The 24678-nt window shown below is 57.3% G+C and carries 19 protein-coding genes and 2 pseudogenes; 7 read left to right on the top strand and 14 right to left on the bottom strand.

Going from position 1 to position 24678, the window contains the following annotated elements; genetic code table 11:
* The first annotated feature begins 812 nt into the window (after positions 1 to 812).
* The 6 genes from KDX30_RS24095 to KDX30_RS24070 all read left to right on the top strand — a co-directional run bounded on the left by KDX30_RS24095 (position 813) and on the right by KDX30_RS24070 (position 7023).
* Positions 813 to 1562 (top strand): response regulator, encoded by a 750-nt coding sequence (locus tag KDX30_RS24095; RefSeq protein ID WP_099270865.1) that lies wholly within the window; start codon positions 813 to 815, stop codon positions 1560 to 1562.
* The gene (locus KDX30_RS24090; RefSeq protein WP_231677686.1) at positions 1559 to 2617 is read left to right on the top strand and encodes a sensor histidine kinase; all 1059 of its coding nucleotides are present in this window, start codon (positions 1559 to 1561) and stop codon (positions 2615 to 2617) included. The genes KDX30_RS24095 and KDX30_RS24090 overlap by 4 nt, the downstream gene beginning before the upstream one ends.
* A gap of 114 nt (positions 2618 to 2731) precedes the next feature.
* Positions 2732 to 3493, top strand: coding sequence for a XopAW family type III secretion system calcium-binding effector (xopAW, locus tag KDX30_RS24085; RefSeq protein ID WP_231677685.1), 762 nt, complete (start codon positions 2732 to 2734; stop codon positions 3491 to 3493).
* A gap of 420 nt (positions 3494 to 3913) precedes the next feature.
* Positions 3914 to 4795, top strand: coding sequence for a crotonase/enoyl-CoA hydratase family protein (locus KDX30_RS24080; protein ID WP_231677684.1), 882 nt, complete (start codon positions 3914 to 3916; stop codon positions 4793 to 4795).
* Between the two features lie 27 nt (positions 4796 to 4822).
* Positions 4823 to 5668 carry an SAM-dependent methyltransferase gene (locus KDX30_RS24075; protein WP_099270786.1) on the top strand — a complete coding sequence of 282 codons (846 nt, stop codon included), beginning with the start codon at positions 4823 to 4825 and terminating at the stop codon, positions 5666 to 5668.
* An 89-nt stretch (positions 5669 to 5757) separates the two neighbouring features.
* Positions 5758 to 7023 carry an arsenic transporter gene (locus KDX30_RS24070; RefSeq protein ID WP_231677683.1) on the top strand — a complete coding sequence of 422 codons (1266 nt, stop codon included), beginning with the start codon at positions 5758 to 5760 and terminating at the stop codon, positions 7021 to 7023.
* 8 nt (positions 7024 to 7031) lie between these two features.
* On the opposite strand, the gene KDX30_RS24065 is transcribed toward KDX30_RS24070, so the two are convergent.
* From KDX30_RS24065 to KDX30_RS24020, 11 genes and pseudogenes are all read right to left on the bottom strand, one after another.
* Complete coding sequence (locus tag KDX30_RS24065; RefSeq protein WP_231667099.1) at positions 7032 to 8516, bottom strand: chemotaxis protein CheW; 1485 nt, start codon at positions 8514 to 8516, stop codon at positions 7032 to 7034.
* Positions 8513 to 8995 (bottom strand): annotated as a pseudogene (locus KDX30_RS29915) (methyl-accepting chemotaxis protein); the annotation flags it as partial. The pseudogene KDX30_RS29915 and the gene KDX30_RS24065, both read right to left, overlap by 4 nt.
* Before the next feature lie 159 nt (positions 8996 to 9154).
* Positions 9155 to 10594 (bottom strand): annotated as a pseudogene (locus tag KDX30_RS24060) (PAS domain-containing protein); the annotation flags it as partial.
* A 565-nt stretch (positions 10595 to 11159) separates the two neighbouring features.
* Positions 11160 to 11555, bottom strand: coding sequence for a 4-carboxymuconolactone decarboxylase (pcaC, locus tag KDX30_RS24055; protein WP_027900854.1), 396 nt, complete (start codon positions 11553 to 11555; stop codon positions 11160 to 11162).
* A gap of 14 nt (positions 11556 to 11569) precedes the next feature.
* On the bottom strand, positions 11570 to 12358 hold the full coding sequence (pcaD, locus tag KDX30_RS24050) for a 3-oxoadipate enol-lactonase (protein WP_099270781.1): 789 nt from the start codon (positions 12356 to 12358) through the stop codon (positions 11570 to 11572).
* Positions 12359 to 12505: 147 nt separating this feature from the next.
* On the bottom strand, positions 12506 to 13858 hold the full coding sequence (locus tag KDX30_RS24045) for a 3-carboxy-cis,cis-muconate cycloisomerase (protein ID WP_231677681.1): 1353 nt from the start codon (positions 13856 to 13858) through the stop codon (positions 12506 to 12508).
* 16 nt (positions 13859 to 13874) lie between these two features.
* Positions 13875 to 15224 (bottom strand): MFS transporter, encoded by a 1350-nt coding sequence (locus KDX30_RS24040; RefSeq protein ID WP_027900851.1) that lies wholly within the window; start codon positions 15222 to 15224, stop codon positions 13875 to 13877.
* Between the two features lie 304 nt (positions 15225 to 15528).
* Positions 15529 to 16131 (bottom strand): protocatechuate 3,4-dioxygenase subunit alpha, encoded by a 603-nt coding sequence (gene pcaG, locus KDX30_RS24035; RefSeq protein WP_231677680.1) that lies wholly within the window; start codon positions 16129 to 16131, stop codon positions 15529 to 15531.
* Positions 16132 to 16143: 12 nt separating this feature from the next.
* Entirely contained in the window at positions 16144 to 16863 is a 720-nt protein-coding gene (pcaH, locus tag KDX30_RS24030; RefSeq protein ID WP_027898127.1) for a protocatechuate 3,4-dioxygenase subunit beta, read from the bottom strand.
* A 110-nt stretch (positions 16864 to 16973) separates the two neighbouring features.
* The gene (gene pcaQ, locus KDX30_RS24025) at positions 16974 to 17903 is read right to left on the bottom strand and encodes a pca operon transcription factor PcaQ (protein WP_231677679.1); all 930 of its coding nucleotides are present in this window, start codon (positions 17901 to 17903) and stop codon (positions 16974 to 16976) included.
* Between the two features lie 212 nt (positions 17904 to 18115).
* Positions 18116 to 18988, bottom strand: coding sequence for a helix-turn-helix domain-containing protein (locus KDX30_RS24020; RefSeq protein ID WP_231677678.1), 873 nt, complete (start codon positions 18986 to 18988; stop codon positions 18116 to 18118).
* Positions 18989 to 19110: 122 nt separating this feature from the next.
* On the opposite strand from KDX30_RS24020, the gene pobA reads away from it, so the two are divergent.
* Positions 19111 to 20295: a 4-hydroxybenzoate 3-monooxygenase gene (pobA, locus tag KDX30_RS24015; RefSeq protein ID WP_231677677.1), complete on the top strand. Its 1185-nt coding sequence runs from the start codon at positions 19111 to 19113 to the stop codon at positions 20293 to 20295.
* A 663-nt stretch (positions 20296 to 20958) separates the two neighbouring features.
* On the opposite strand, the gene KDX30_RS24010 is transcribed toward pobA, so the two are convergent.
* From KDX30_RS24010 to KDX30_RS24000, 3 genes are all read right to left on the bottom strand, one after another.
* Positions 20959 to 21648 (bottom strand): dihydrofolate reductase family protein, encoded by a 690-nt coding sequence (locus tag KDX30_RS24010; protein WP_231677676.1) that lies wholly within the window; start codon positions 21646 to 21648, stop codon positions 20959 to 20961.
* Between the two features lie 369 nt (positions 21649 to 22017).
* Positions 22018 to 23916, bottom strand: coding sequence for a HAMP domain-containing methyl-accepting chemotaxis protein (locus KDX30_RS24005; protein ID WP_231667093.1), 1899 nt, complete (start codon positions 23914 to 23916; stop codon positions 22018 to 22020).
* A 230-nt stretch (positions 23917 to 24146) separates the two neighbouring features.
* On the bottom strand, positions 24147 to 24638 hold the full coding sequence (locus tag KDX30_RS24000) for a GAF domain-containing protein (RefSeq protein WP_231667092.1): 492 nt from the start codon (positions 24636 to 24638) through the stop codon (positions 24147 to 24149).
* Positions 24639 to 24678: the final 40 nt, after the last annotated feature.

Below are 24678 nucleotides of genomic sequence, written 5' to 3'. Positions count from 1 at the left end.
GAATTCATTCGCGAAGGGGCCGGGATATTCACAGCATCTTTATCCCCAGGAACACCGCCTTCCCGGATGAATCCGGTCCCACTGGATCGCGATACACTCAAGACTGGCGTAAAACCCGTGGGAGCGAATTCATTCGCGAAGGGGCCGGGATATTCACAGCATCTTTATCCCCAGGAACACCGCCTTCCCGGATGAATCCGGTCCCACTGGATCGCGATACACTCGAGGCTGGCGTAAAACCCGTGGGAGCGAATTCATTCGCGAAGGGGCCGGGATATTCACAGCATCTTTATCCCCAGGAATACCGCCTTCCCGGATGAATCCGGTCCCACTGGATCGCGGTAGACTTGAGGCTGGCGTAAACCCGTGGGAGCGAATTCATTCGCGAAGGGGCCGGGATATTCACAGCATCTTTATCCCCAGGAACACCGCCTTCCCGGATGAATCCAGTCCCACTGGATCGCGATACACTCGAGGCTGGCGTAAAACCCGTGGGAGCGAATTCATTCGCGAAGGCGCCGGGACATTCACAGCATCTTTATCCCCAGGAACACCGCCTTCCCGGATGAATCCGGTTCCACTGGCTTTAGGTCGCCTATCAAATCGCGAGCAGACCGTGAGTCCTCCTTTGAGAAAAGATATACAGCCGGTTAAGTGGCACGCTTTGTATCACCCCCGATACATTCCAGACACGCCCCCGACACCCCCTCACGCCACCCTTTCGCCGCGCCCGTCGGCGAAGTAGCATGGCGGGCAGCGTTGATCTTCAATAGCGGCCAGTGATGGCGGCATCACCAGGCAGTGGTCGCATCATGCAATCAACCGAAACTTCAGCTGAAACCCCACAAAGCAGCGACCCGCGCTGGAACACCCGCGCCCTGATCGTCGATGACGACGTACCGATTCGCGAACTGCTCTGCGACTACCTTGCGCGCTTCAACATCCAGTGCCGAGGCGTAACCGACGGCACTGAAATGCGTAAGGCGCTGGAAGAAGAAAACTTCGACGTCATCGTCCTCGATTTGATGCTGCCCGGCGAAGACGGCCTTTCTCTGTGCCGCTGGCTGCGCAGCACCTCGGACATCCCGATTCTGATGCTCACCGCCCGCTGCGAACCCACTGACCGGATCATTGGTCTGGAACTGGGTGCCGACGATTACATGGCCAAACCTTTCGAACCTCGTGAACTGGTCGCCCGCATCCAGACGGTGTTGCGCCGTGTACGCGACGACCGCAACGATGAGCGCTCCACGGTACGTTTCGATGCCTGGCGCCTCAACAGCGTGCTGCGTCAGTTGATCGCCGCGGATGGTCTGGTGGTGCCACTGTCCAACGCGGAGTTCCGCCTGTTGCGGGTGTTCCTCGAACGCCCGCGTCGAGTGTTGAGCCGCGAGCAACTGCTTGATGCCGCTCGCGGACGCTCCATAGAGGCCTTTGATCGCAGCATTGACCTGCTGGTCTCGCGTCTGCGGCAGAAGCTCGGGGATGACCCGAAAAACCCACAGTTGATCAAGACCGTTCGCGGTGAGGGTTACCTGTTTGACGCAAGGGATATTGGTTGATCCGCTCCGCTGACACCCTCTTCGCCCGCCTGTTCGGGGGGGCGTTGATTGCTATTTTGCTCGCGCATCTGCTGGCGTTCATGTGGTTCAGGTTTTACGGGTTTCCACCACCACCGCCTCCACCCATGTCCGAGTCAGGGCAGCAGATCGAGGGGCGTGCTTTTCAGCGTCCGGAGGACGGTCCGCCGCCTGGCCACAGACCACCGTTTTTCCGTGGCCCTGTCGTGCCGCTGATCTTCCAGCTGATTACCCTGGTGATCGCTGCCTGGTACGGCGCCAAGGCGTTGAGCAGACCGATCCAGCACTTGAGCAACGCCGCCGAAAGGCTCAGCGAAAACCTCGACAGCCCGCCCATGGAAGTCAAAGGTCCGCTGGAAGCGCGGCAGGCCGCGCAGACATTCAATCTGATGCAGCAACGCATCCGCGAGCAGGTGCAACAGCGCGGGCGCATGCTTGCGGCAGTCTCCCATGACTTGCGCACGCCGCTCTCGCGCCTGAAATTGCGGGTCGAGCAAATCGACGAGCCCAGACTGCACGGGCAGATGACTCAGGATCTGAACGACATGATCGGCATGCTCGATGCCACGCTGATGTATCTGAATGAGCAACGCACCAGTGAAATCGTTCAGTTGTTCGATCTGCAGGCCTTGATCGAATCCCTCGCTGAAAACGCTCAGGACTATGGCGATGATGTGCAATCCAGCGGGCAGTGCCTGCCGTTGAGGACTCAGCCCATGGCGCTGCGGTCTTGCATCAATAACCTGATCGACAACGCTCTGCGCTATGCCGGTCAGGCGCGGGTCGAGATTATTGATGACCCGCAACACGTACGCATCAGGGTGATTGATCACGGCCCCGGGATCAGCGCCGAGCACCATGAAGCCGTGTTTGAACCCTTCTATCGTCTGGAGGGGTCGCGCAATCGCAACTCCGGTGGCGTCGGCATGGGCATGACCATCGCCCGCGACGCCGCCCGGCGCATGGGCGGCGATCTGTCACTGGCCGAAACGCCCGGTGGCGGTCTGACAGCAGTGCTGTTCTTGCCGCGCTTCTGAACGGACACGTAACGACGCCGATACACAACCCACATACCCTCGACACCTGCCATCTAGAGGCTTGACAAGCCGGTGCACCGTCACCGGATCAATCAACCTGAGGGAGTCAGCCTGATGATCAGTGGCGTTAGTAATAACAGCTATTCGAGCTACACCAGCTCCAGCGCGAGTACCGCTGCGAGCAAGAAATTCCAGGAGCAATTGCTGGCTAAACTGGACACCGATGGCGACGGCAGTGTGAGCAAAGACGAGCTGAGCGCTGCAAACTCGTCGTCTGACAGCAAAGACGGCATTACCGTCACGCTGAGTGAAGCGTTCAGCAGCCTGGACGCCAACGAGGATGACAGCCTCGACGCCGACGAACTGGCAGCCCTCACCCCGCCGCCTCCACCAAGCGGCCAGCCTGCGACCGATATTGCCGAAGACCTGCTCAGCGCGCTGGACACCGACGGCGACGGCGCAATCAACAGTGACGAATTGACCGCAGGCTTGAGCAGCACGGGCAGCACGGGCAGCACGGGCAGCACGGGCAGCACCGCCGACAGTGCTCAGGTGTTTGATGCACTGGACACCAACAAGGACGGCACGGTCAGCCTCGACGAACTGACCGCAAGCCTGCAACCGCAACAGCCCCCTGCTCCAACGGCCTCGACACAGCAAGCCAGCGAGCAGTTGTTCAGCTCGCTGGACACTGATGGCGACGGCAGCATCAGCGCCGATGAACTCACCAGCGCCATTAGCGCCACCTCAAACGGCAGCACCACCGCCGAAAACAAAGCTTCCGAGGCTTTGGGCCGGATGGTCGCGGCACTGACCGAGCGTTACGACACCAGTGGCAGCAAGCCGGTCGGCAAGTATCTCGATACGGCTGCTTGATGTGAAAACCTGTGGGGGGGCTTGCTCGCGTTAAACAATGACGCGGCGCGTCTTCTGGCCGTGTCTCATGTATCGCAGGCAAGCACCACTCCACAGGCCGCCTCGCGAATGAATTCGCTCCCACCGGGATCAACGCTTGCAGGCCAACAAAGAGTCTCAAACAGGGTTTGCGCCAGCATGACCGGCTACAGTCAGGCCCGCTATCACCGTGCCAGGGCCAAAAACCGGACTCACCAGAAAACAAAGCACTGTCGTTAAGTCCGAAAAGTGCGCGGTATTATTTGAAAACGTTCTAGTCAACTGTCAGTTACCACAGCGACTCTTGTCAGTATCTTGCTATAACTGGAATGACTGATGCGTGGTTAAGCCTCTCACAGGGATAATAAGTTATTGCATTAAAGTGCCTGGAGCTTAGTTCGCATGGACATTAATGAAGCGCGCCTTGATAGTAAAGACATCACGCATTACGCCGTTGAATATGACCATGAACTCAAGATCCTATGGGGACTGTTTGTCGATAAAAAAAGCGCCAGCTTTACACGTCCACTGATGGCAGAAATTATAGAACACGACCGAGAACTGGCAATTGATGCGCAGGAGGTGATATGCGCGGGCAGCGATCGCCCGGTTGATTTTTATGTGTGGGCCTCGCGCATGCCTGGCTTTTTTAGCCTGGGCGGAGATTTGGCATTGTTTGTTGATCTCATAAAAAAGGGTAACCGGGCAGAATTAATGGACTATGCAACCCAGTGCATTGACATCATGTTCTCAAGGCTAAGTAACTACCACTCTCCCCGATTGGTTACGGTTTCGTTGGTACAAGGCGCAGCGTTGGGCGGCGGGTTCGAAGCAGCCCTGGCCAGCGACATAATCATTGCCGAGGAGCAGGCAAAATTTGGCTTGCCGGAAATAGGCTTTAATCTTTTCCCCGGGATGGGTGCTTACAGCATATTGTCGAGGCGCATAGGCCCGGACCTGGCAAAGCAGATGATTGTGTCAGGGGATATTTATTCCGCCAGGGCTTGCCTTGAAAGAGGTGTAATCGATGTTGTTGTCCCTGAGGGAGAAGGCGTGAATGCACTGGCTGAATATATAAAAAAAACGCAGAAACGAAAAAACGGATTGACGGCTTTTTACAATGCCCGTCGCGCTGTATCACCAGTCACTTATCAAGAACTAATGGTGGTCACGACTCACTGGGTCGAGGCGGCACTAAAGCTGGAAGATCAAGACTTGCGATTGATGATGAAACTTGTGAGGTCGCAGCAGCGAAAGCTGGAACAGATTCGAACCTCTGTTTGATACTTCTAAACCGCGTGAGACAGTGAAATGAATACTTATGTATTTGGAAGCTCACCCGAAGAGCTGGAAAGGCTGACCTTTCAGGCGACGGTACTAAGGCCTATAACGGCTCGGCTGTTGTCGGACGTGGGTCTGGCAACAAGTATGCAGGTTCTTGATCTAGGAAGCGGTGCCGGTGATGTTGCCATGCTGGCCGCGGAGTATGTGGGCGTTAACGGGAATGTGTTGGGCATAGACCTCAGTGAGCAAGCCGTGGAGTTGGCGCGTTACCGTGTGTTGGAGGCAGGCTTGCAGCAGGTCAGGTTTGAGGTCTGTGACATCAAGGACTTTTCAAGTCCATGCCTGTTTGACTGCGTCATTGGACGTTATGTCATGGTGCATCAATCTGACCCCGTGGCTTTCTTGCGCAAGGCTGCCAGCCTGGTCAAGCCGGGAGGTGTTCTGGCGCTGCACGAAATTTTGTTAGTGGACCCATTGATCGAGTCACACCCTGCCATTGCCATGTGGAGTCGTGCGGGAGACTGGATCGTTGCGGCGATACGCGCACGTGCTTCGCACCACGATATCGCAGCAAACATGGTGGAGTCTTTCTTCGAAGCCGGTTTGCCATACCCGGAGCTGAGTTGTGAGCGCCCTATCGGGGGCGGTAAAGATTCATTGATGTACCGCTGGGCAAGTGAAGGCGTGAAAGCGGTTTATCCACATCTGATTCGTATGGGCCTGGCAACGCCTGAAACAGAAGATCTCGATACCTTCGAGAGTCGACTTCGATCACAAGCACTCGACACGCATGCTCAACTGTTAGGGCCTACACAAATTACAGCATGGGTGCGGATGGAAAATCACAAAGTCGATCCAACAGAAAACCGATAAAGGCTCACAAGCACCTGATTCTGCGCCACTGGACGAACTTGTCCACGTCGTCACCGGTCTGACATTTGCCTGCCTATTGAGTACCGCAAATGCCCGCATTCGACCCCGCAACGGTTATCTGGATTGTCGTCGCTTTAGCCACTTGTGGCGTCATCATGCGACCTTGGCGGGTGCCGGAATTTGTCTGGGCGTTGGGGGCCGCGGTGCTGCTCACAGCGTTGGGGTTTATCCCGCTGCACAAGGCGCTGGGTGCGGTGGCGGAAGGTGGCGATGTCTACCTGTTTCTGATCGGCATGATGGTTCTGGCCGAACTGGCCCGGCAACAAGGTCTGTTCGACTGGCTGGCCATGCTTGCCGCAAAACATGCAAAAGGCTCAGGGCAACGCCTGTTTGATCTGGTGTTTCTGGTCGGCACCCTGGTCACGGTGTTCCTGTCCAACGACGCAACTGCGGTTGTCCTGACGCCCGCCGTTTACGCGGCAGCCCGCGCTGCCAAGGCCGAGCCACTGCCCTATCTGTTTATCTGCGCCTTTATCGCCAACGCGGCCAGTTTTGTCCTGCCGATTTCAAACCCGGCCAACCTGGTGATATTCGGCAACAACATGCCACCACTAGGAACCTGGCTCTGGCATTTCAGCCTGCCTTCGATTGCCGCCATCGGCATGACCTATCTCGTGCTGCGCCTCACGCAACGCAGCCATCTGCGCAAACCTCTGGAAACAGACATCACGCTGCAACCGCTGTCCAGCGGTGCACGTCTGACAGCGTTCGGGATCTTGCTGACGGGGATCGTATTGCTGAGTGCATCGGCGCTCGATATGCAACTTGGGCTACCGACGTTCTGTGCAGGTATCGCTACCGCTGCATTGATCCACCTGCGTCAACGGCTTAACCCGCTGCCGGTGCTCAAGGCGGTTTCCTGGAGTGTATTGCCACTGGTGGCGGGTTTGTTCGTGCTGGTAGAGGGCTTGGCACTGACCGGGGTTATCGATCATCTGGCCCACGCGCTGAAATCACTGGCCGACGATTCGGCCACTCAGGCGACGTGGACAGCTGGCGTGATCGTGGCGATTGCCAGCAACCTGATCAACAATCTGCCGGCCGGTTTGATTGCGGGTTCGGTCGGACATATCGCTCATCTACCCACCGAAACCACCAGTGCGCTGGTCATCGGCGTGGACCTGGGTCCCAACCTGTCGATCACCGGATCGCTGGCAACCCTGCTCTGGCTGATCGCCATCCGCCGCGAAGGCGAAAACGTCACGGCGATGGGCTTTCTGCGGCTGGGAATTCTGGTCATGCCACCGGCATTGATCGGTGCATTGGCAGCGTTGTCGATCACCACCGGCGGATAAACAGCGTGTCAGGCAACGGCACTGGCAGGTTGCAGTAACCTTGCCTCCAGTTGCCGGGCGATGCCCTGCAGGTCCATTAGCGTGGCGCGCCAACTGTTTGCACCACTGCCAATGCTCACCAGCGAACGTGCCCGGTCATTGACCGACACCACCTTGCCCGCATTGGTCTGCCAGCCCTGAGCGAGCATCGTCGGGTCAAACTGGTTGAACGAGTCAATGGCTTCAACCTGAGACACTGCGAAGCCAAACGTCAACGTCTCTCCCCTGACCACCAACACCCGCGACAGCGGCGTGTGGGGTTGTGGCGACGATTCGATCAAGCTGCTCAGGCACACCAGTGGAAGCTGCTCGCCCCGCAGATTGAACTGCCCCAACAAGTGATTTTCCGGCTGGGCAAGGCCAATCATTTGCGTGGGTATCGAGAGGATTTCCAACACCTGACTGAGTGGCGCGACGAACTGGGTCGGCGACTTGAACAACAGGCAGGCCTGACGCATGACCGCTTTCGCCTTGCTGGCACGACTCTCTGATGACTGCGGCTGGGTCTGGTAAAGCTCGGCGTAGTTCTTGACTCCGGATCGCTCCAGCAGAGACTGATGATTGATCAGGACAGCCTGCAATCCGTCACCGAGGTTCATCACACCGGCCAACAACTCTGGCTCCCGCAAGCCATAGACGGGCATCGGCAGCAGGCTTTGCGGGTCCCGACGTTCAATGGCGACCATACGATCGTAGCCAAACCCAGACACCCTGCCGTCGGTGGCCGTCAGCAACAGAAGCTGGCTCTTGACCTGCACTTTACTGCAGTCAAAACCCAATACCTGAGACAAACTCAGGACCGGAATTTTAGTATCACGAATCACGGTGACGCCCAGGCAATAGCCATTCCCGAAATCGGTCGGCGCGACCTGCGGCTTGTCCACCAACTCAGTGACCACGCTGGCATCAATGCTGAAATGCTGCCCGTCACACTCAAACACCAGGTAATGCCGCAACTGGCTTTTCGCTTGCAACGTATCGCGACTGATCGGCCCTGCCGCCGTATCTGCGGCAAACAGCACGCCGGGCAAGCTGGCGAGAAACGCCAGGTCCAGCATGTAGATCAAGCGACTGTCATCACCAGCCATGATCAGCGTGGGTATCAGCCCGCTGCCCTGGCCGCCCGGCCCCAACGGACAGAGCTGAGAGTCGGCGGCCTTGACGATGTCGCAGACGGCATCAATGGCGACGCCCAACAAGCCGCCGTTGTACTTGAGGATGGCGACCAGCGGAGTTGGCGTTTGCTCTGCCCTGTCGTCGCTGAGCAAAGATCGCAGATCCACAAGCGGAACCGGTCTGCCACGCAAGGTAAAAACCCCAGCCAACACACCGCGCGTCACCGGATGGCGCTGCAGATTGGTCGGCCAGTGAACGGCTTCCATCAACGAGGTGGCTTCGATGCCCAGAAACGCACCGTTTATCTGCACCACGCCGTAGGCGCGCAGCGTGTTCATGCAGGCAGCCCGGAAGGTTTGCTGGCTCGGGCACTGACATTCACAGCACCTTGCTCATTGCCAACCTTGGTCTGGTGCAGTTCGAAAATCAGCGTTTCTACCTGGCCTGCTGAATCCATTTGCTTGGCGGTTGCGGCATTGATGCTGTCGATGGCCACGGTGGTCTCGTTGACGCCTTTGACGATCTGCTCGAACGCACTGCCTGCACTCAGGGAAATCTCGCTGCCGGATTTTATCCGGCTGACGGTTTCTAGAATCAGTTTGTTGATTTCCTTGGTGGCCTGGGAGGACTTCTCGGCCAGCTTGCGCACCTCATCAGCCACCACCGAGAAGCCCAAGCCATGCTCACCGGCCCTTGCGGCTTCGATGGCTGCGTTGAACGCGAGCATGTTGGTCTGGCTGGCGATTTCACTGATGACCTGAATGATGTCCTGAATGTCTTCAGCAGACTTGCCAATCATGGTCATGGCTTCGGCTGCCCGGACCAGCGTTTCCGAGCCCTGACTGGCCTGTTCACGGGTCAGTCTGGCCAGGTCAGTGGCCTGATCAGTGCTCTGCGCCACATAGGAAATGGCGCTCATCAGGTTTTGCACTGAAGCGTCCATGGCTCGGGTTTTAGCTTCGATGGCTTCTTCCAGTTCGACCTGTTGAGTGATGTCCGTGGCGAACTTCACCACTTTATAAGGCTTGCCATCGCTGTCGAACACCGGGTTGTAAGTCGCCTGAATCCAGATGTGCTGGCCGAACTTGCTCAAGCGCATGAAACGTCCGGAGAAAAACTGCCCTTGAGACAAGTCATGCCAGAACTCGCGATAGGCCGTGCTGCGCACATACTCTGCCTCGCAGAAAATCCGGTGGTGCTGACCACGCAGCTCTTGCAGGCTGTAACCCAGCGACTTGAGGAAGTTGGCGTTAGCATCAAGGATATTGCCCGCCATATCGAACTCGATCACCGCTTGCGCGCGATCAATCGCATTGACCTTGCCCTGGCGCTCAGCGCTGCTTTCTTTTATTTCGGTGACATCCAGCGCGAACTTGACCACTTTGTAAGGCTGGCCATGGGAGTTGAGAATCGGGTTGTAAGTGGCCTGAATCCAGATCTCCTTGCCGTCTTTGCGCTTGCGTCGATATTCATTGGTGTCGTATTCGCCGCGACCAAGTTTTTCCCAGAACTCGCGATAGCCCATGCTGGAACCAAACTCTTCGGTGCAGAACATCCGGTGCGGCTGGCCGATCACTTCGTCCAGCTCATAACCAAACACGGCGAGGAAGTTAGGGTTCGCAGACAGGACTTTGCCAGTCAGGTCAAATTCGATAACTGCCTGAGAACGCTCGATGGCAGTGACCTTGCCGACGAACTCAGCATTGCGGGCCCGCACTTCAGTCACATCGTTGGCAAACTTCACGACCTTGTAAGGACGACCATCGGGGTCAAAAATAGGGTTGTAGGTGGCACTGATCCAGACTTCACGCCCGCCCTTGCCCAGCCGCATGTACTCGCCTGAATCGTATTCACCGCGCTCAAGCTTGGCCCAGAAGGCCCGATAGGCCGGGCTGTTGAGGTATTGGTCATCGCAGAACATGCGATGGTGCTGGCCCAGCACTTCGTCCAGACGGTAGCCGAGCACCTTCAGGAAGTTCTCATTGGCTGCAAGCACCCGACCATTCAGATCAAACTCGATCACGCCTTGAGAACGCTGAATAGCTTCGACTTTGCCTTCGTATTCCGCGTTGCGCATGCGCTGATCGGTAATATCCGTGGCAAACTTCACCACTTTGAATGGCTCGCCAGCCTGATTGAGAATCGGGTTATAAGTCGCCTGAAGCCAGATTTCCTTGCCGCCCTTACCCAGCCTTTTGTATTGCCCCTGATCAAATTTCCCGGTCGCCAGCGATCGCCAGAACTCGGCATATTCGGGGCTGGAAGCGTATTCCGGAGTACAGAACATACGGTGATGGCGGCCCTGCACTTCTTCGAGACGATAGCCCACCCTGTCGAGAAAATTGGCGTTGGCCTGCAGGATGTTGCCTTCCAGATCAAACTCGATCATTGCCTGGGAATGATTGATGGCATTCATCAAAGAGTTCAGATCGATGGCAGAGTCGACAGACGAGTTTGCGGAAGGAGTGGACATGGGCGGGTCTCGAAAAGGGAGCGATCATCGGGTTCTTATTGTTTCGTTGTCGGCCCTGACTGAAACTTCCTTAATAAAACATCACCATCATCCGATCAGTGGGGTGGCTATGTGCCATTAATGATGAATTGAGCGTAACTTACGTCATTCCGCGGCGCTTGATAATCGTTATTTTCAATGGACACGATAATATTTTTTGGAACTTTTCCATTAACGTCACGGTCAGGCCCGCCGAGGCATACACGCGGCGCCACTGTCCAATCGCCCGCCTTGGGTTCAAACATGGATCCAATAAGCATGAGATTAAAAGTGAACCTCAGGACAACGGAGGTTAATAAACCGTTACAGCACTCATACTGAAAAGGCATAACAAACTTGAGTGATATCGCAAAAAAAAGCCGCCCGACTCATCAGTCATTAAGCGGCCTCAACTTCCTTACCTACGTTATTTACTGCTGACTCAATGCACTACCTGCGAATTGCAGCTTGCAGCATTGAGCGACCATCCTTACTTTTCCAGCGACTCGACACCCATTTCGTCCCAGACCTCTTCCGCCAGATGGAACGTAGCGTTGGCCGCCGGAATACCGCAGTAGATTGCGCTCTGCATCAGCACTTCCTTGATCTCTTCTCGAGTCACACCATTGTGCTTCGCAGCCTTCAGGTGCAGGCGCAGTTCGCCTTCGCGGTTCATGCCGATCAGCATGGCGATCGTCACCAGGCTTCGGGTGTGACGCGGCAGACCGGGGCGAGTCCAGATGTCGCCCCAGGCGTGGCGGGTGATCATCTCCTGAAACTCTTCATTGAACGGCGTGAGTTTCTTCAGGCTGTTGTCCACGTGGGCATCGCCCAACACAGCACGGCGCACTTGCATGCCGGCTTCGTAACGTTGTTTTTCGTCCATTGGAAACTCCGGGTTCAGGCTTTCAAGAAGGTCACGACGCGCTCACCAAATTCACTTCCCGCTTCGATGCTGGAAAGATGCGCAGCATGAAATTCGGCGTATTCGGCACCGGCGATGTGCTCGGTCAGAAAACGTCCGTCGGCAGGTGTGGTGACCGCGTCCTGGGTGCCGCAGACCACCAGCACCGGCAGCGTGATTGCGCTGATCTGTTCACGGAAGTCCGCGTCGCGTACCGCTGCGCAGTTGGCGGCATAGCCCTGAGGTGAGGTCTGGGCCAGCATGTCCACCACCGGCTCCACCCGCTGCGGCTCGGCTTTGGCAAACCCCGGGGTGAACCAGCGCGCAATTGACGCTTCGCGCAGGGCTTGCATGGCGGCTTTGCCGTCACGAAGAACGGTCTCGATACGAGGGTTCCAGACATCAGGGGTGCCGATTTTCGCGGCGGTGTTACACACCACCAGCCGTTGCACACGCTGCGGGGCATTGATCGCCAGCCACTGGCCAATCAGACCGCCCATGGACAGCCCGCAGAACAACACGCTCGGCAGTTGCAAGGCGTCCAGCAGAGCCAATACATCGCGACCATTCTGCTCGATGCTGTAAGGCCCTTCGGTCACCAGCGATTGACCATGCCCGCGCGTGTCATAGCGCAGCACCTGGAAATGCTCGGTGAACACCGGCATTTGCGAATCCCACATGCTCAGATTAGTGCCCAGCGAGTTGGACAACAGCAAAACCGGCGCGCCTTGCGGGCCATCGAGTTGGTAATGCAGATCGCCGTCGGGGAGTTGGATGAAGGGCATAGAGGGCTCCTGAAAATTGAAGATTGAATCTGGTTCCTGTGGGAGCAGAGCTTGCTCGCGATAAGGCTGACGCGATTCTGCTTGAGAGTTGTGTTGCTCTTATCGTCGGAATGCCGCCCAGAGCAAGCTCTGCTCCCACGGGTCGAGTTAAATCTTGGCCAAAGCCACCGCCCTCTCCACCCACTGCTGCGCAAGGCCCAGATAGTTGGCGGGATCAAGCAGATGGTCCAGCTCTGCGGCTGACAGCTCGGCACTGACCTGTGGATCTGCGCCAAGCACTTCACGCAGATGCAGGCCCTGCTGCACGGCCTGGCGGCAGCTTTGCTCGATCAGATGATGCGCAGCATCGCGACCGATGCGCTGGGCCAGCGCAATACTGACCGCCTCGGCAAGCACCAGGCCTCGGGTGGAATCAAGATTAGTGAGCATCTGCTCCGCGTTGACTTCCAGCGCTGGAATTACCTGCAAAGCCTGTTGCAACGATCCCGACACCAGGCAACACAGTTCAGGCAGGGTTTCCCACTCGGCGTGCCACAGACCGAGGCTGCGCTCGTGCTCCTGAGGCATGGCCGCGAACATCGTTGCGACCAGCCCCGGCGCACGCACTGAAGCGCTGATCATCACCGCCGCACCGACCGGATTACGCTTGTGGGGCATGGTCGATGAACCGCCCTTGCCCGCTGCCGCCGGTTCGAAGACTTCGCCCACTTCGGTCTGCATCAACAGACTGATATCCCGGCCCATCTTGCCCAGGCTACCGGCGATCAGACCCAGCCAACTGGCGAACTCCACCAGCCGGTCGCGCTGGGTGTGCCACGGCTGCTCCGGCAAAGTCAGTTGCAGTTCACGGGCCAGTGCTTCAGCGACGGGCAATGCTTGCGCGCCCAGTGCCGCCAAGGTGCCGGACGCGCCACCAAACTGCAGGCTTAACAGCCGTGGTTTGAGCTCCTGCAAGCGCTGACGATGACGGGTTATCGCACCCAGCCAACCGGCGATTTTCATGCCGAGAGTGACCGGAGTCGCCTGCTGTAACCAGGTACGTCCGGCCAGTGGCGTCACCGCGTAGCGCTGGGCCTGTCGGGCCAGAGATTCGGCCAGCTCGGCCAGATCCCGCTCCAGCAACACGATGGCTGCGCGCAGTTGCAGCACCAGTCCGCTGTCCATCACATCCTGGCTGGTAGCGCCCATGTGGACATAGCGTTCAGCCGCAGGATTACGTGCCGCGATCTTCTTGCCCAGCGCCTTGACCAGCGGGATTGCCGAATTACCGGCATTGCCAATCGCAACCGCCAACTCGGCAAAGTCGAACAGCTCGGCGCGGCAGTTGGCCTGAATGTCTTCGACTACTTCAGCGGGAATCAACCCCGTGCTAGCCTCGGCGCGGGCCAGCGCCGCTTCAAAGTCGAGCATGCCTTGCAGCCGACCATGGTCAGAGAAGATTTCGCTCATCTGCGGCTGTTTGAAGTACGCGTCGAAAAGTTGCTGACTCGATCTGTTCAAAACATGACTCCAGAATTCATGTGGCATCCGAATGGCTGACCCAGCCCTTGATCAGCACCGCAATGGCCGCCAGTGCCGCAGGCACCACCAGCGCGGTCAGTACCTGCTCGAAATTCCAGCCCAGGCCCAACAACGTGGCACCCGCCCATGCGCCGAGAATCGCGCCAAAACGGCCGATGCCCAGCATCCACGAAACGCCCGTGGCACGCCCTTGGGTAGGATAGAACCGTGCGGCCAGCGAAGGCATCGCCGATTGCGCGCCGTTGATACACATACCGGCCAGCAGCACCAGGGTCGCCAACACTGCAACGTTACCCAGGCTCTGCCCCACCAGCCAGGCGAACACGCCCGCCAGAAAATAGGCACAGCCAATCACTTTGTGCGGGTTGTACTTGTCCATGGCCCAACCCACGCCGACCGCGCTTAACACGCCGCCAAATTGAAACAGAGCCCCGATGAAGGCGGATTGTTCCATGCTCGCGCCGCTGTCGCGCATCAGGGTTGGCAGCCAGCTGGTCAGCAGATAAACGATGACCAGCCCCATGAAATAGGTCAGCCACAGCAATAAGGTCCCGGCGCTGTAGGTGCCGGAAAATATGACCTTCAAGACGTTACGGCTGCGCACGGTTTTCTGTTCCGGCACGCTGAAGTCTTTGGCGGCGTTGACCTCCTGACGGGAGATCGGTGCCAGCACCTTGCGAATGCGATCCACACCGAGGTTGCGTACCACCAGAAAGCGCGCCGACTCCGGCAGCCAGATCATCAGCACAACCGTGAGGATCAGCGGCAAAATCCCGCCAAGCATCAACAGGCTGTGCCAACCCATGGCGGGAATCAGTTTGGCGGAAACAAATCCGCCGCAGGCCATGCCGAGGTTGAAGCCGCAGAACATGCTGGTCACCAGCAATGATTTGAGACGCTCCGGGGTGTATTCCGAGAGCAGTGTCGTGGCGTTGGGCATCGCAGCGCCAAGGCCTAGACCGGTGAGCAGACGCAGGATCAGCAGTTGATCAATGTTGCTGCTGTAGGCCGACAGCAGGCTGAACAGACCGAACAGAAACACGGCCACGACCAGCACGACCTTACGCCCGAAACGGTCAGCCAGTGGACCGGACCCCAGCGCGCCGAAGACCATACCGATCAGCGCGGCACTCATCACCGGGCCAAGGCTGGCGCGATCAATGCCCCACTCCACACTCAACGCCGGAGCAATAAAGCCCATGGCGGCCGTGTCGAGACCATCAAGGAACACAATCAGGAAACACAGAATCACCACTCGCCACTGATAGCGGGACAAGGGTTGGGCATTGATAAAGGCCTGCACATCCAGTGTGCCGGCCTCGGGCACGCGAGCCGAAAGCGTCATGGTGGTTCCTTTTATTATTATTTGGGTCGCTCGCTGCTGCGAGCGCCCTGTTTCTGATCAAACTAAATACAACTTTCTGGTCGCCCCTTTCCTGCGAGAGCGGCCTGGTATCTATGACACCGCGCTGTCGCGAAGCAGACGCGGTTTATGTGGGAGCGGTGCTTGCCCGCGATAAGGACGACGCGGTCTTGAGCATACACCGCGGTGTTCTTATCGCGGGCAAGCACCGCTCCCACATAAAAATCGCATCTATTCAGTAACTTATCATTGGCCCCTATAGGTCATGCGTCGGCTGGACGGACGATCAAAAATCGAAAAACACCGTTTCGTCTTCACCCTGCACGCGGATGTCAAAACGGTACGCCAGCTTGCCGTCGACCGTACAGCGTTTGGCGATCAGGGTTTCGCGGCGGATCGGTTGTTCGATCAGGTTCAGCACCGGATCCTTGGCGTTGGCTTCAGCTTCATCGTCGAAATACAAACGGGTCTGCAGATGGATATTGATGCCACGGGCAAACAGCGACACGTTGATGTGCGCTGCCATGGGCACGCCAGCCGCGTTACTCACGATGCCTGGCTTGATGGTGTTCAACAGCCACTGACCATCTTCCCCCGTGGCAGTACGACCGAAGCCGTTGAAGGGTTTTTCCGGGTCGTAAATCGGGTCGTAATGACCTTCATGGTCGGCTTGCCAGAATTCCAGAAAGGCGTCACGAATCAGGTGGCCGTTACCATCAAAAACATTACCCAGCAGGACGATATGTTCACCCGGGGCATTGGGCAGGACCATTTCGTGAGTGATTTCCAGATCCCGGGGCGGATTGCCCGCAGCCTCCAGCGCCAGGCCGATATGCACGTACGGGCCAGCAGTTTGTGAAGGAGTTTCAGGCAGCAATTGAACCGGCATGTCATTAGCTCCTTAGCGATTTTCGAAGTGCGTCGCGCGCTGACCGCGCAGGACGATATCAAAGCGATAAGCCAGGCTGTCCATCGGATTGGCCATGCCCATGTCCAGCCGGGCAATCAGACTTTGCACCGCATCCGGATTGGCAATCGACTTGACGATCGGGCACAGCGGGATCAGCGGATCGCCTTCGAAATACAGCTGAGTGATCAAGCGTGTCGCAATCGACGGACCGCTGATTGACACATGAATATGCGCCGGACGCCAGTCATTGGGACCGTTGCGCCACGGGTAAGGACCGGGTTTTACCGTGCGGAAACTGTAGTTGCCATCGCGATCGGTCAAAGCCCGACCCACGCCGCCGAAGTTCGGATCGATGGGCGCCAGATAAGCATCGCGTTTGTGGCGATAACGGCCACCCGCGTTGGCCTGCCAGATCTCGACCAGTGTGTGTGGAATCGGCTTGCCGTATTGGTCGCACACCCGCCCGGCCAGAATAATACGCTCGCCAATCGGCAGACCACCGTTGTTGAAGTTCAGCAACAGGTCGTTGTCGTGCTCGCCAAATTTGAGGTGGGAAAAATCCGGGCCAGTGGCTTCGGAGACCGATTGCGGAATACTCACAAGGGCCTGTCGCGGGGAGCGCAGGATCGAGGTCTTGTAATCGGGGGTCAACGCTTTGGGGTGCCAGTTTCGGTCACGGACGACGAAACGACTGCTGCTCGCATCAGACATGCGGTTCTCCCTGGTTTTTATAATGAGGAGTGTTTATTGATGTCGCGCAGTTTCTCTCGACTTACCCCAAACCTGAACTGAATAAATCAAACACATCCATAACCAAATGGTTATGGATGCTCGGATTGACCATACGCCTTGCCCACTTCCTGCAAAACATCGACGCACCACTGCGCCGCTCTTGACAAAGGCAGGGCCGGATTACTGCAGATACCTACCGAGCCACCGGGCTCGCGAATGCCCAGCTCCAGCTCGTGCAGCTCACCGGTGTGCAAATCCTGCTGAACGGCGTCGAATGGCGCGATCCAGATCGCGTCGCTGCATTGCACGTAACGGCGGCTCAAGGTCAGCGACAGGGTTTCCAGCCGCTGGCGTGGCGGGCTGATTCCGCATTGCACGAACAGGCTGTCGGCAAATTTTCGAATAGTTGTGCCTGCCAAGGGCAGAACCATGGGGTAATTTTCCAGGCTTTCACGGCGCAACTTGCCCTCCAGCAACGGGTGATCGCGCCGGACGACAAGGGTCATGGATTCGCTGTACAGGTGCTCGAAGGTCAGGCCCTGAATCTGCGGGCTATCGGTCATGCGCCCGACCACCAGATCCAGTTCACCGACCCGCAATTGCGAAAGCAGATAGGCGCTGGGGCCCGTCATGACGCTGACGATCAGCGCTGGATGACGCTCATGCAGCCGACGCACCACTTCCGGGACCAGCAGGCTTTCGACAGTCGACAAGACGCCAAGTCGCGCGGTCACCGGTTCATGCTCGCCGGAGCGCAGGCTGCTCACCCCTTCGCGCAACGACTGCACACTGGGCCCGGCGAATCGCAGAAATGCCACACCCGCCTCGGTCAGCGCTGCGCCGCTTTTACTGCGCAGAAACAGCTGGGTTTCGAGCAGGGTTTCCAGCTCCTTGAGGGTTTTGGAAAGCGCTGGCTGGCTGATCGCCAACTGATCCGAAGCCCGCGCCAGACTGCCCTGCCTGGCCACCTCGAGGAAACACACCAGATGACGGAATTTGATTCGGGTATCGATGTTCAATTCGGTGGTCGCCTTACATTTGAATCCATTAATGGTGATACCAACGAGCGGCCTGAGTGTCCATTGGTGCGGCCAATATTGCCCCTGTAGGAGCTGCCGAAGGCTGCGATGGCGCTGGCTCAGGATAAAGGCTTCGCAGCCTTCGGCAGCTCCTACAGAAAACGCATTTCCAGTTCAAATGATTGCAGTGTGCTTGATAAGACTGCCGACTATTACCGCTGCACCCGAAACTGTCTGGGCGACTGGCCCGTGCAGCGTTTGAAGAATCGGGAAAAGTAGGCAGGCTCTGAAAACCCCAACCGGTCCGAAATCTGATTGATAGTCAGGGTGGTGTAAACCAGATCGCGTTTGGCTTCCAGCAGAAGACGTTGATTGATGATCTGCAAAGCCGACTGCCCGGTTAGCCGTCGACACAGACTGTTCAGCCAGGCTGCGCTGATATTCAGTTGTTCAGCGTAGTGTTCGATAGAACAGTGCTGGCGGAACTGCTCGCCCACCAACCGGGTAAATGCCTGCAAATGCTCGCGGCCTTTTTCATGGGAAGCCATCACGGACGAAGACAGCGCACTGCTGCGCCGATCCAGCCAGATCGACAGCATGGTAATCAGCGCATGGAGCATGGGGTCCCGTCCGGATTTATGCTGCGCGTACTCTTCACTGATCGCAGTAAACAACGGATCCAGCTGCTTGCGCTCTTCACTGTTCACGCCATAACAGTGGGCGACGTTCAACGGTAAAGACGCCAGCGACGCATTCAATTGTTCCACCATCGGCTGCGCCAGGCTGAGGATGTAACCCTGAATGTCCGGGGCAAAACTGAAGCGATGCACGCTCAACGCCGGAATCACCTGCAACGTAGTGCTTTCCACTTGCCGGGTGACACCTTCGACATGCAGGGTGGCCTGCCCGGATTGCACATAAAGCAACTGCACAAGATCGCTGTGGGAGTGGGTTTGTATTTCCCAACCGTGGAGCTCGCTGCGCTCTGGTATCGATTCGCAATGCAACAGGTCGGGAGTCGGCCAGAGCGTGGTTTCGCCGTAGAGCTTGAAGACCGGGACACTTTCAGCCGCTGGACCACGCATGTTTGCCCCCATCCACGAGTTATGAAAAGTCCAGAAAATGCAGCGAATAATGCCTTCTTCTTCGGATAACAGCCACTAAAAATACAGGACAGATAAAAACAACATATAAAAAAGGTTCTGCCATGAAAACCCAGATCGCCATTATTGGCTGCGGGCCGTCCGGCCTTTTACTCGGTCAATTGCTCCAGCAGGCCGGTATCGACAACGTCATCGTCGAACGCAAAAATCCCGAGCATATCCTCTCCCGAATCCGCGCTGGCGTGCTTGAACAAGGCACCGTCGACCTCCTGCGCGAGGCTGGCGTCAGCCAGCGTCTGGACAGCGAAGGCCTGCCCCACGACGGTTTCCAGCTGGCTTTCGACGGGCGCACCGAACGTATCGACCTGCATGGCCTGACCGGGGGCAAGCACGTCACGGTCTACGGCCAGACTGAGGTCACCCGAGACCTGCTGCAAGCGCGGGACGCAGCGGGCGCCGTCAGTTTCTTCGATGCCAGCAACGTTGTACCTCATGATATGAAAACCGATGCCCCTTATCTGACCTTCGAGCACGAGGGACAGAGCATCCGTCTGGATTGTGAATACATCGCCGGGTGCGACGGATTTCATGGCGTCTCGCGGCAATCGATCCCTGCTGAAGCAGTCGAGGTATTCGAACGGGTTTATCCGTTTGGCTGGCTTGGCGTACTGGCGGACACCCCGCCCGTCAGCGAAGAGCTGATCTACGCTCGCCACGAACGCGGTTTTGCCCTGTGCAGCATGCGCTCGCCCACACGTACCCGGTATTACGTCCAGGTGGACGCAGGGGAGAAGATCGAGGATTGGCCGGATGAGCGGTTCTGGGATGAACTCAAGCACCGTCTGCCCGCGGATGTCGCCAATCGCCTGGTCACTGGCCCATCAATTGAAAAGAGCATCGCCCCGCTGCGCAGCTTCGTGGTCGAACCGATGCAATACGGCCGGCTGTTTCTGCTGGGTGACGCCGCGCATATCGTACCGCCCACCGGGGCCAAGGGTCTGAACCTGGCGGCCAGCGACGTCAATACGCTGTATCGCATCCTGCTCAAGGTGTATCGCGAGGGCCGCACCGATCTGTTGCAACGTTATTCGGAAATTTGTCTGCGTCGGGTGTGGAAAGCTGAGCGGTTTTCCTGGTGGATGACCTCGATGCTGCATCGCTTTCCCGAGAACGACTCATTCAGCCAGCGCCTGCAACAAACCGAGCTGGATTACTTCGTTGGCTCCGAAGCTGGCCGCCGCAGCATTGCGGAAAATTATGTGGGCCTGCCATTCGAGGATATCCACTGAATCGGGACGCTTTGAACGGCCCGATGTAGCGCGCTGCACCGCAAAGCAACTGAAAATCAAGGGAAAATCAGTATTTTTGTGGCTGTTCATTTCGTGATCATTGGCCAAAAACCGCAGCCCATATGGCTTTGGCAATGTTATCCACAGACATACCCCCACTTTTCGTGGACAACTTTTGTCTGGTTTTGTGAAGTGGATTCAGGGACGCATAAGTGCCCCTGATTGGCAATGCAAAATCTGTACGGAGTCCTCAGGCAAAGCTGACACTGCACTGTCGTTCAGCAAACCGGGTTCTGTACAGACTGTGTGAAAACGTAACGAGCGACGGCAAGACAAGGCAAAAACAGGCGAAAAACGGCCGGGGTCGCGTCCGACTCTAGGTGTTCTAAATGAGCATTTTTCGCCTGTTTTTAACGCAGTATTGTGCGCGTAGCACCGAAGGTGCCCAGCCTGCAGTAGTTTTCACACAGTCTTTGTAGGAGCGCGGTCTGGGCCGCATCCTGACGATCCGGTACGTCAGCGAAAGTTATATCGCCTGACCAGACGCAATCGCGGGCAAGCGCGCTCCTACAGCGGAAAGCATTCGAGTTCGAATCGCGAGCAAGGTTTCGCGCCACACCGATCAGTGTTACAGGATCGGTGTGGCTGCGAGGCAGAGCCACTTTAAGCCTGCGTCTTGTACCGCAACCAGACCCCGCCCTCGTCCTGAACCTCGGCCGACACCAGTTTCAGATAAGCCGGCTGCTTCCAGGCCTCGGTCGATACCTCAAAGGAGGCTGGATGCTCGCCTCGGCCGTCGATCAAAGGCAGCAGCAAAACGCTGACTTCGTCCACCAGCCCGGCATTCAGGAACGAACCGCTGACATGGGGTCCACCTTCAACAATCAGACGCTTGCGGCCCAGTTCGCTGGCGAGAATGTCGACAACTTTATTCAGGTCGATGTCAGTCTTGCCGCCAAAAATGTAGGACACATTGATGGATTGCAGATACGCAAGGTAATCGTCTTCCACGGATTCGCTGACCACTTCGACCACATGGGAACCCAGCGCCTGGTTGCTCTTCCAGGCTACTTTGCCGTGTGGATCGATGGAGATGGCGTAAGTTTCTGCGTTGCGGTCAGCGAAATGATGGGTACGTGGCACCGGGGATTTGGCCAGCCCACGAGGGTAATCGTCGCCGTGAGAGATTTCCTGCATGGTCACGCGGCCGCAGATCCAGGCATCGAAATGGAACGTCTTTGCCAGCTCCTCATAAAGATCGCCAGCGACATTCTTGAAAGGCCGCTCCCAGCCATCAGTCAGGGCGTGGCCGTCCAGGGAGGACATCATGTGGCAGATAACATAAGGCTTCATGGTAGTGCTCCGGGCAGGTGACTTCGCCAGACAATGGCGTTGTATTACCGACCCGTAGCGTTTGGGGATAGTTCGATTGACGACGGTGCCAACGTCATCGGAGCCTTCGGCATCTCTTATCCAACAACTCACAACCCGATGAATTCAAGAGCAACTTCCTGTAGGAGCGCGCTTGGTCTGGGCCGCATCCGGACGATTCGGTCTTTCATTCGATAAATATATTGCCTGTGCTGACGCAATCGTCCGGATGCGGCCCAGACCAAGCGCGCTCCTACAGGTCTCCGGGCGCGGCGCGACAGCCTGGTGTCGGGGGCACCGGCGTGTTCCTACAAGTCAGTTCGCGGTGCCTTGGACACCGCGATTGGCCCATCAAAGCTTGAACTTGCCCACCATGCTCTGCAGGTGCACACCCAATCGCGCCAGCTCAACGCTGGACGCTGCAGTCTCTTCACTGGCGGCGGAGGTCTGCTCGGAAATATCCCGGACATTGAGCACGCTGCGGTTGATTTCGTCGGCCACGGCCGTTTGCTGTTCGGCGGCTGCGGCGATCTGCTGATTCATCAGCTCGATGGATGAAACCGAACGTGTGATGCTCACCAGAGAGGTAGCGGCACGTTGAGTCAGCTCCACGCTGCTGTCGGTCAACGAGCGGCTGTTTTCCAGAATCGTCGCAACACGCTGAGTGCCGGTGTGCAACCCGGTGATCAGGCCTTCGATCTCTTCGGTGGAGGTTTGGGTACGTTGCGCCAAGCTGCGGACTTCGTCGGCTACCACGGCAAAACCACGACCGGCTTCACCGGCACGTGCCGCTTCAATGGCAGCGTTTAGAGCCAGCAGGTTGGTTTGCTGCGCCACCGACTTGATCACGTCCAGCACGCTGCCGATCTTGTCGCTTTCGGTTTGCAGATCATTCATGGCAACCGTAGATTGGCTCACTTCTTCAGCCAGTCGACCAATCTGTTGCATGGCCTGGGTCACCACTTCATCGCCCTGCTTCGCTTCGCGGCTGGCGTTGATGGCGGCTTCGGAAGCTTCTTCGGCGTTGCGGGCGACTTCCTGCACCGTAGCGGTCATTTCGTTCATGGCCGTGGCGACCTGATCGGTTTCCACCTTCTGGCTATTAACGCCCGCGCTGGTTTGCTCAGTCACCGCCGACAGTTGCTCGGCAGCACTGGCGATCTGCACTACGCCATCACTGATACCGCCAATCAGATCACGCAGCCCCACGGTCATGCGCTGCATGCTGGTTTGCAACTGGCCCAACTCGTCTTTGCGAGTCACCGCCATGTTATGACTCAGGTCACCGTTGGCGACGAACTCGGCATTGCGCAGGGTTTCCATCAGCGGCGAGACGATCAGACGAGTGATCACCCAGGCAGCCAGGATGCCGAACAACAACGCGGCGATGGTTGCGCCTGCCAGAAACATATTGGCGTCATTCACGTCGTTGGTGCGCAGCACGATCTGGTTGGCAGTCATTTTCTTGCTGGCTTCCAGCAAGCGGGTCACGTCGTCCGTCAAGGCAATCTGCGCCTGCTGGGCCTTGGTCACGCTTTCGCTGAACTGCCCGATCGCAGCCCGAAAGGCGACCAACGCCTGATCAATGCCTTGAATGGCTTGAGGTGAAGCCTGATTGAGGTTTTTCAGGTTGTTCCGTGCGGCATCCACAGCGGCGAGTGCTGGTTGCAGGTATTCAGGCTTGGTGCTGTAGGTGTAAGTCTGGGCGTGAGAGCGTGCCTGTTGAATGAGGCGATTCTGCGCGGTCATGGCCCGGGCCTGAGGGTCCGCCTCACCCGCCTGATCCTGAATTTTTTCCAGCTCAGAGATCATCGTATCAACCTGAGCGCTGATCGAGCCGCGCGCCGCTTCACGACTTTGGGTTGCCTGAACGAAATCGTTGAAATGGGTTTTGTAAACCGTCACAGAGTCACTGACTTCGCCAATCAGGCCAAGGCTGGCACCGGTGACAAAAAAGGTTTTCATCTCGCGGGTCTGGTTTTCCAGCTTGGTGATGTAACTGGTGACCGCAGCGGCACGTTCGGCATCCGGGTTGAGCATGTAGCTCAGTCGGGCGATGCGCAGGTCGCGCGCCTGCTCATTGAGCGTGGCGATAGATGCCACCTTGTTGCCACGCTCGGTCAACGACTGTAGACCGGACCAGCCGGTAAAAGCGATTAAACACGTGAGGATCAGCACCAGAGCGAAGCCTAGTGAAAGTTTTGCTTTGACACTGATATTCGCCAGTGTTGTGTTAATCGCTGTGAGCATAGAACCGTCCGGGAATGATGAGGTTGATGAGGGCGGCCCTGCTCTCTTGGATGCGCATCCATTTGCGCGACATCAAAATGACATCACGCCATCATAAACGTTTCAGCACTGGAGAAAATAAGCTTCAAATGACAGACGGCCGGTTAGCAGGTGCTACCGGCACAAGATCGTGTTTTGCGGGGGGTATAGCGGGGATAGACGGGTTTACGGGTATTGATTACGAAATATTTCTACGCTGCCGCAGCAACTCGCGTCTGCAGGTCGAGCGTCACGCCGATCAAGCGGGCGAAGATTTCCAGCGTCTGAATCAAATCCGGATCATCCAGCCTGGCAGGCAACGGATCAAGGGCACACAGTGTGCCGAAAAATGCCCCGTCAGCCAGGATGATCGGCAACGACACATAGCTTTCGAAACCATACTGTTTGGGCACAGGATGGTTCACGAAGCGCGGGTCCTCACTAACTTTTGAAATCACCACGGCGGCGTGATGCTGACGAATTTCCTTGCAGATGGTCGCTTCGACGTCCAGCTCATCGCCAGGGGTGACGCCAAACTGAATTTCATCGTGGACAGCGCAGGCAATCCAGCGCTGATCGGTGACCCGGGCAATGGCCGCAAAACGCAGCGACGTCAGTCGCGTCATCAGGCGCAGAATATTGGAAGTCGCTTCGACCTCGGCGATCGCTGCGACTTCAGCATCAGTCAATTGGATGGCTGTCACGTATGTGTACTCGTATGGTTCGGAGTCCGGACGTAAAAGT

The sequence above is a fragment of the Pseudomonas quasicaspiana genome, assembly GCF_021147825.1.
Lineage (GTDB): Bacteria > Pseudomonadota > Gammaproteobacteria > Pseudomonadales > Pseudomonadaceae > Aquipseudomonas > Aquipseudomonas quasicaspiana.
This window is presented reverse-complemented; position numbering and strand designations above follow the sequence as displayed.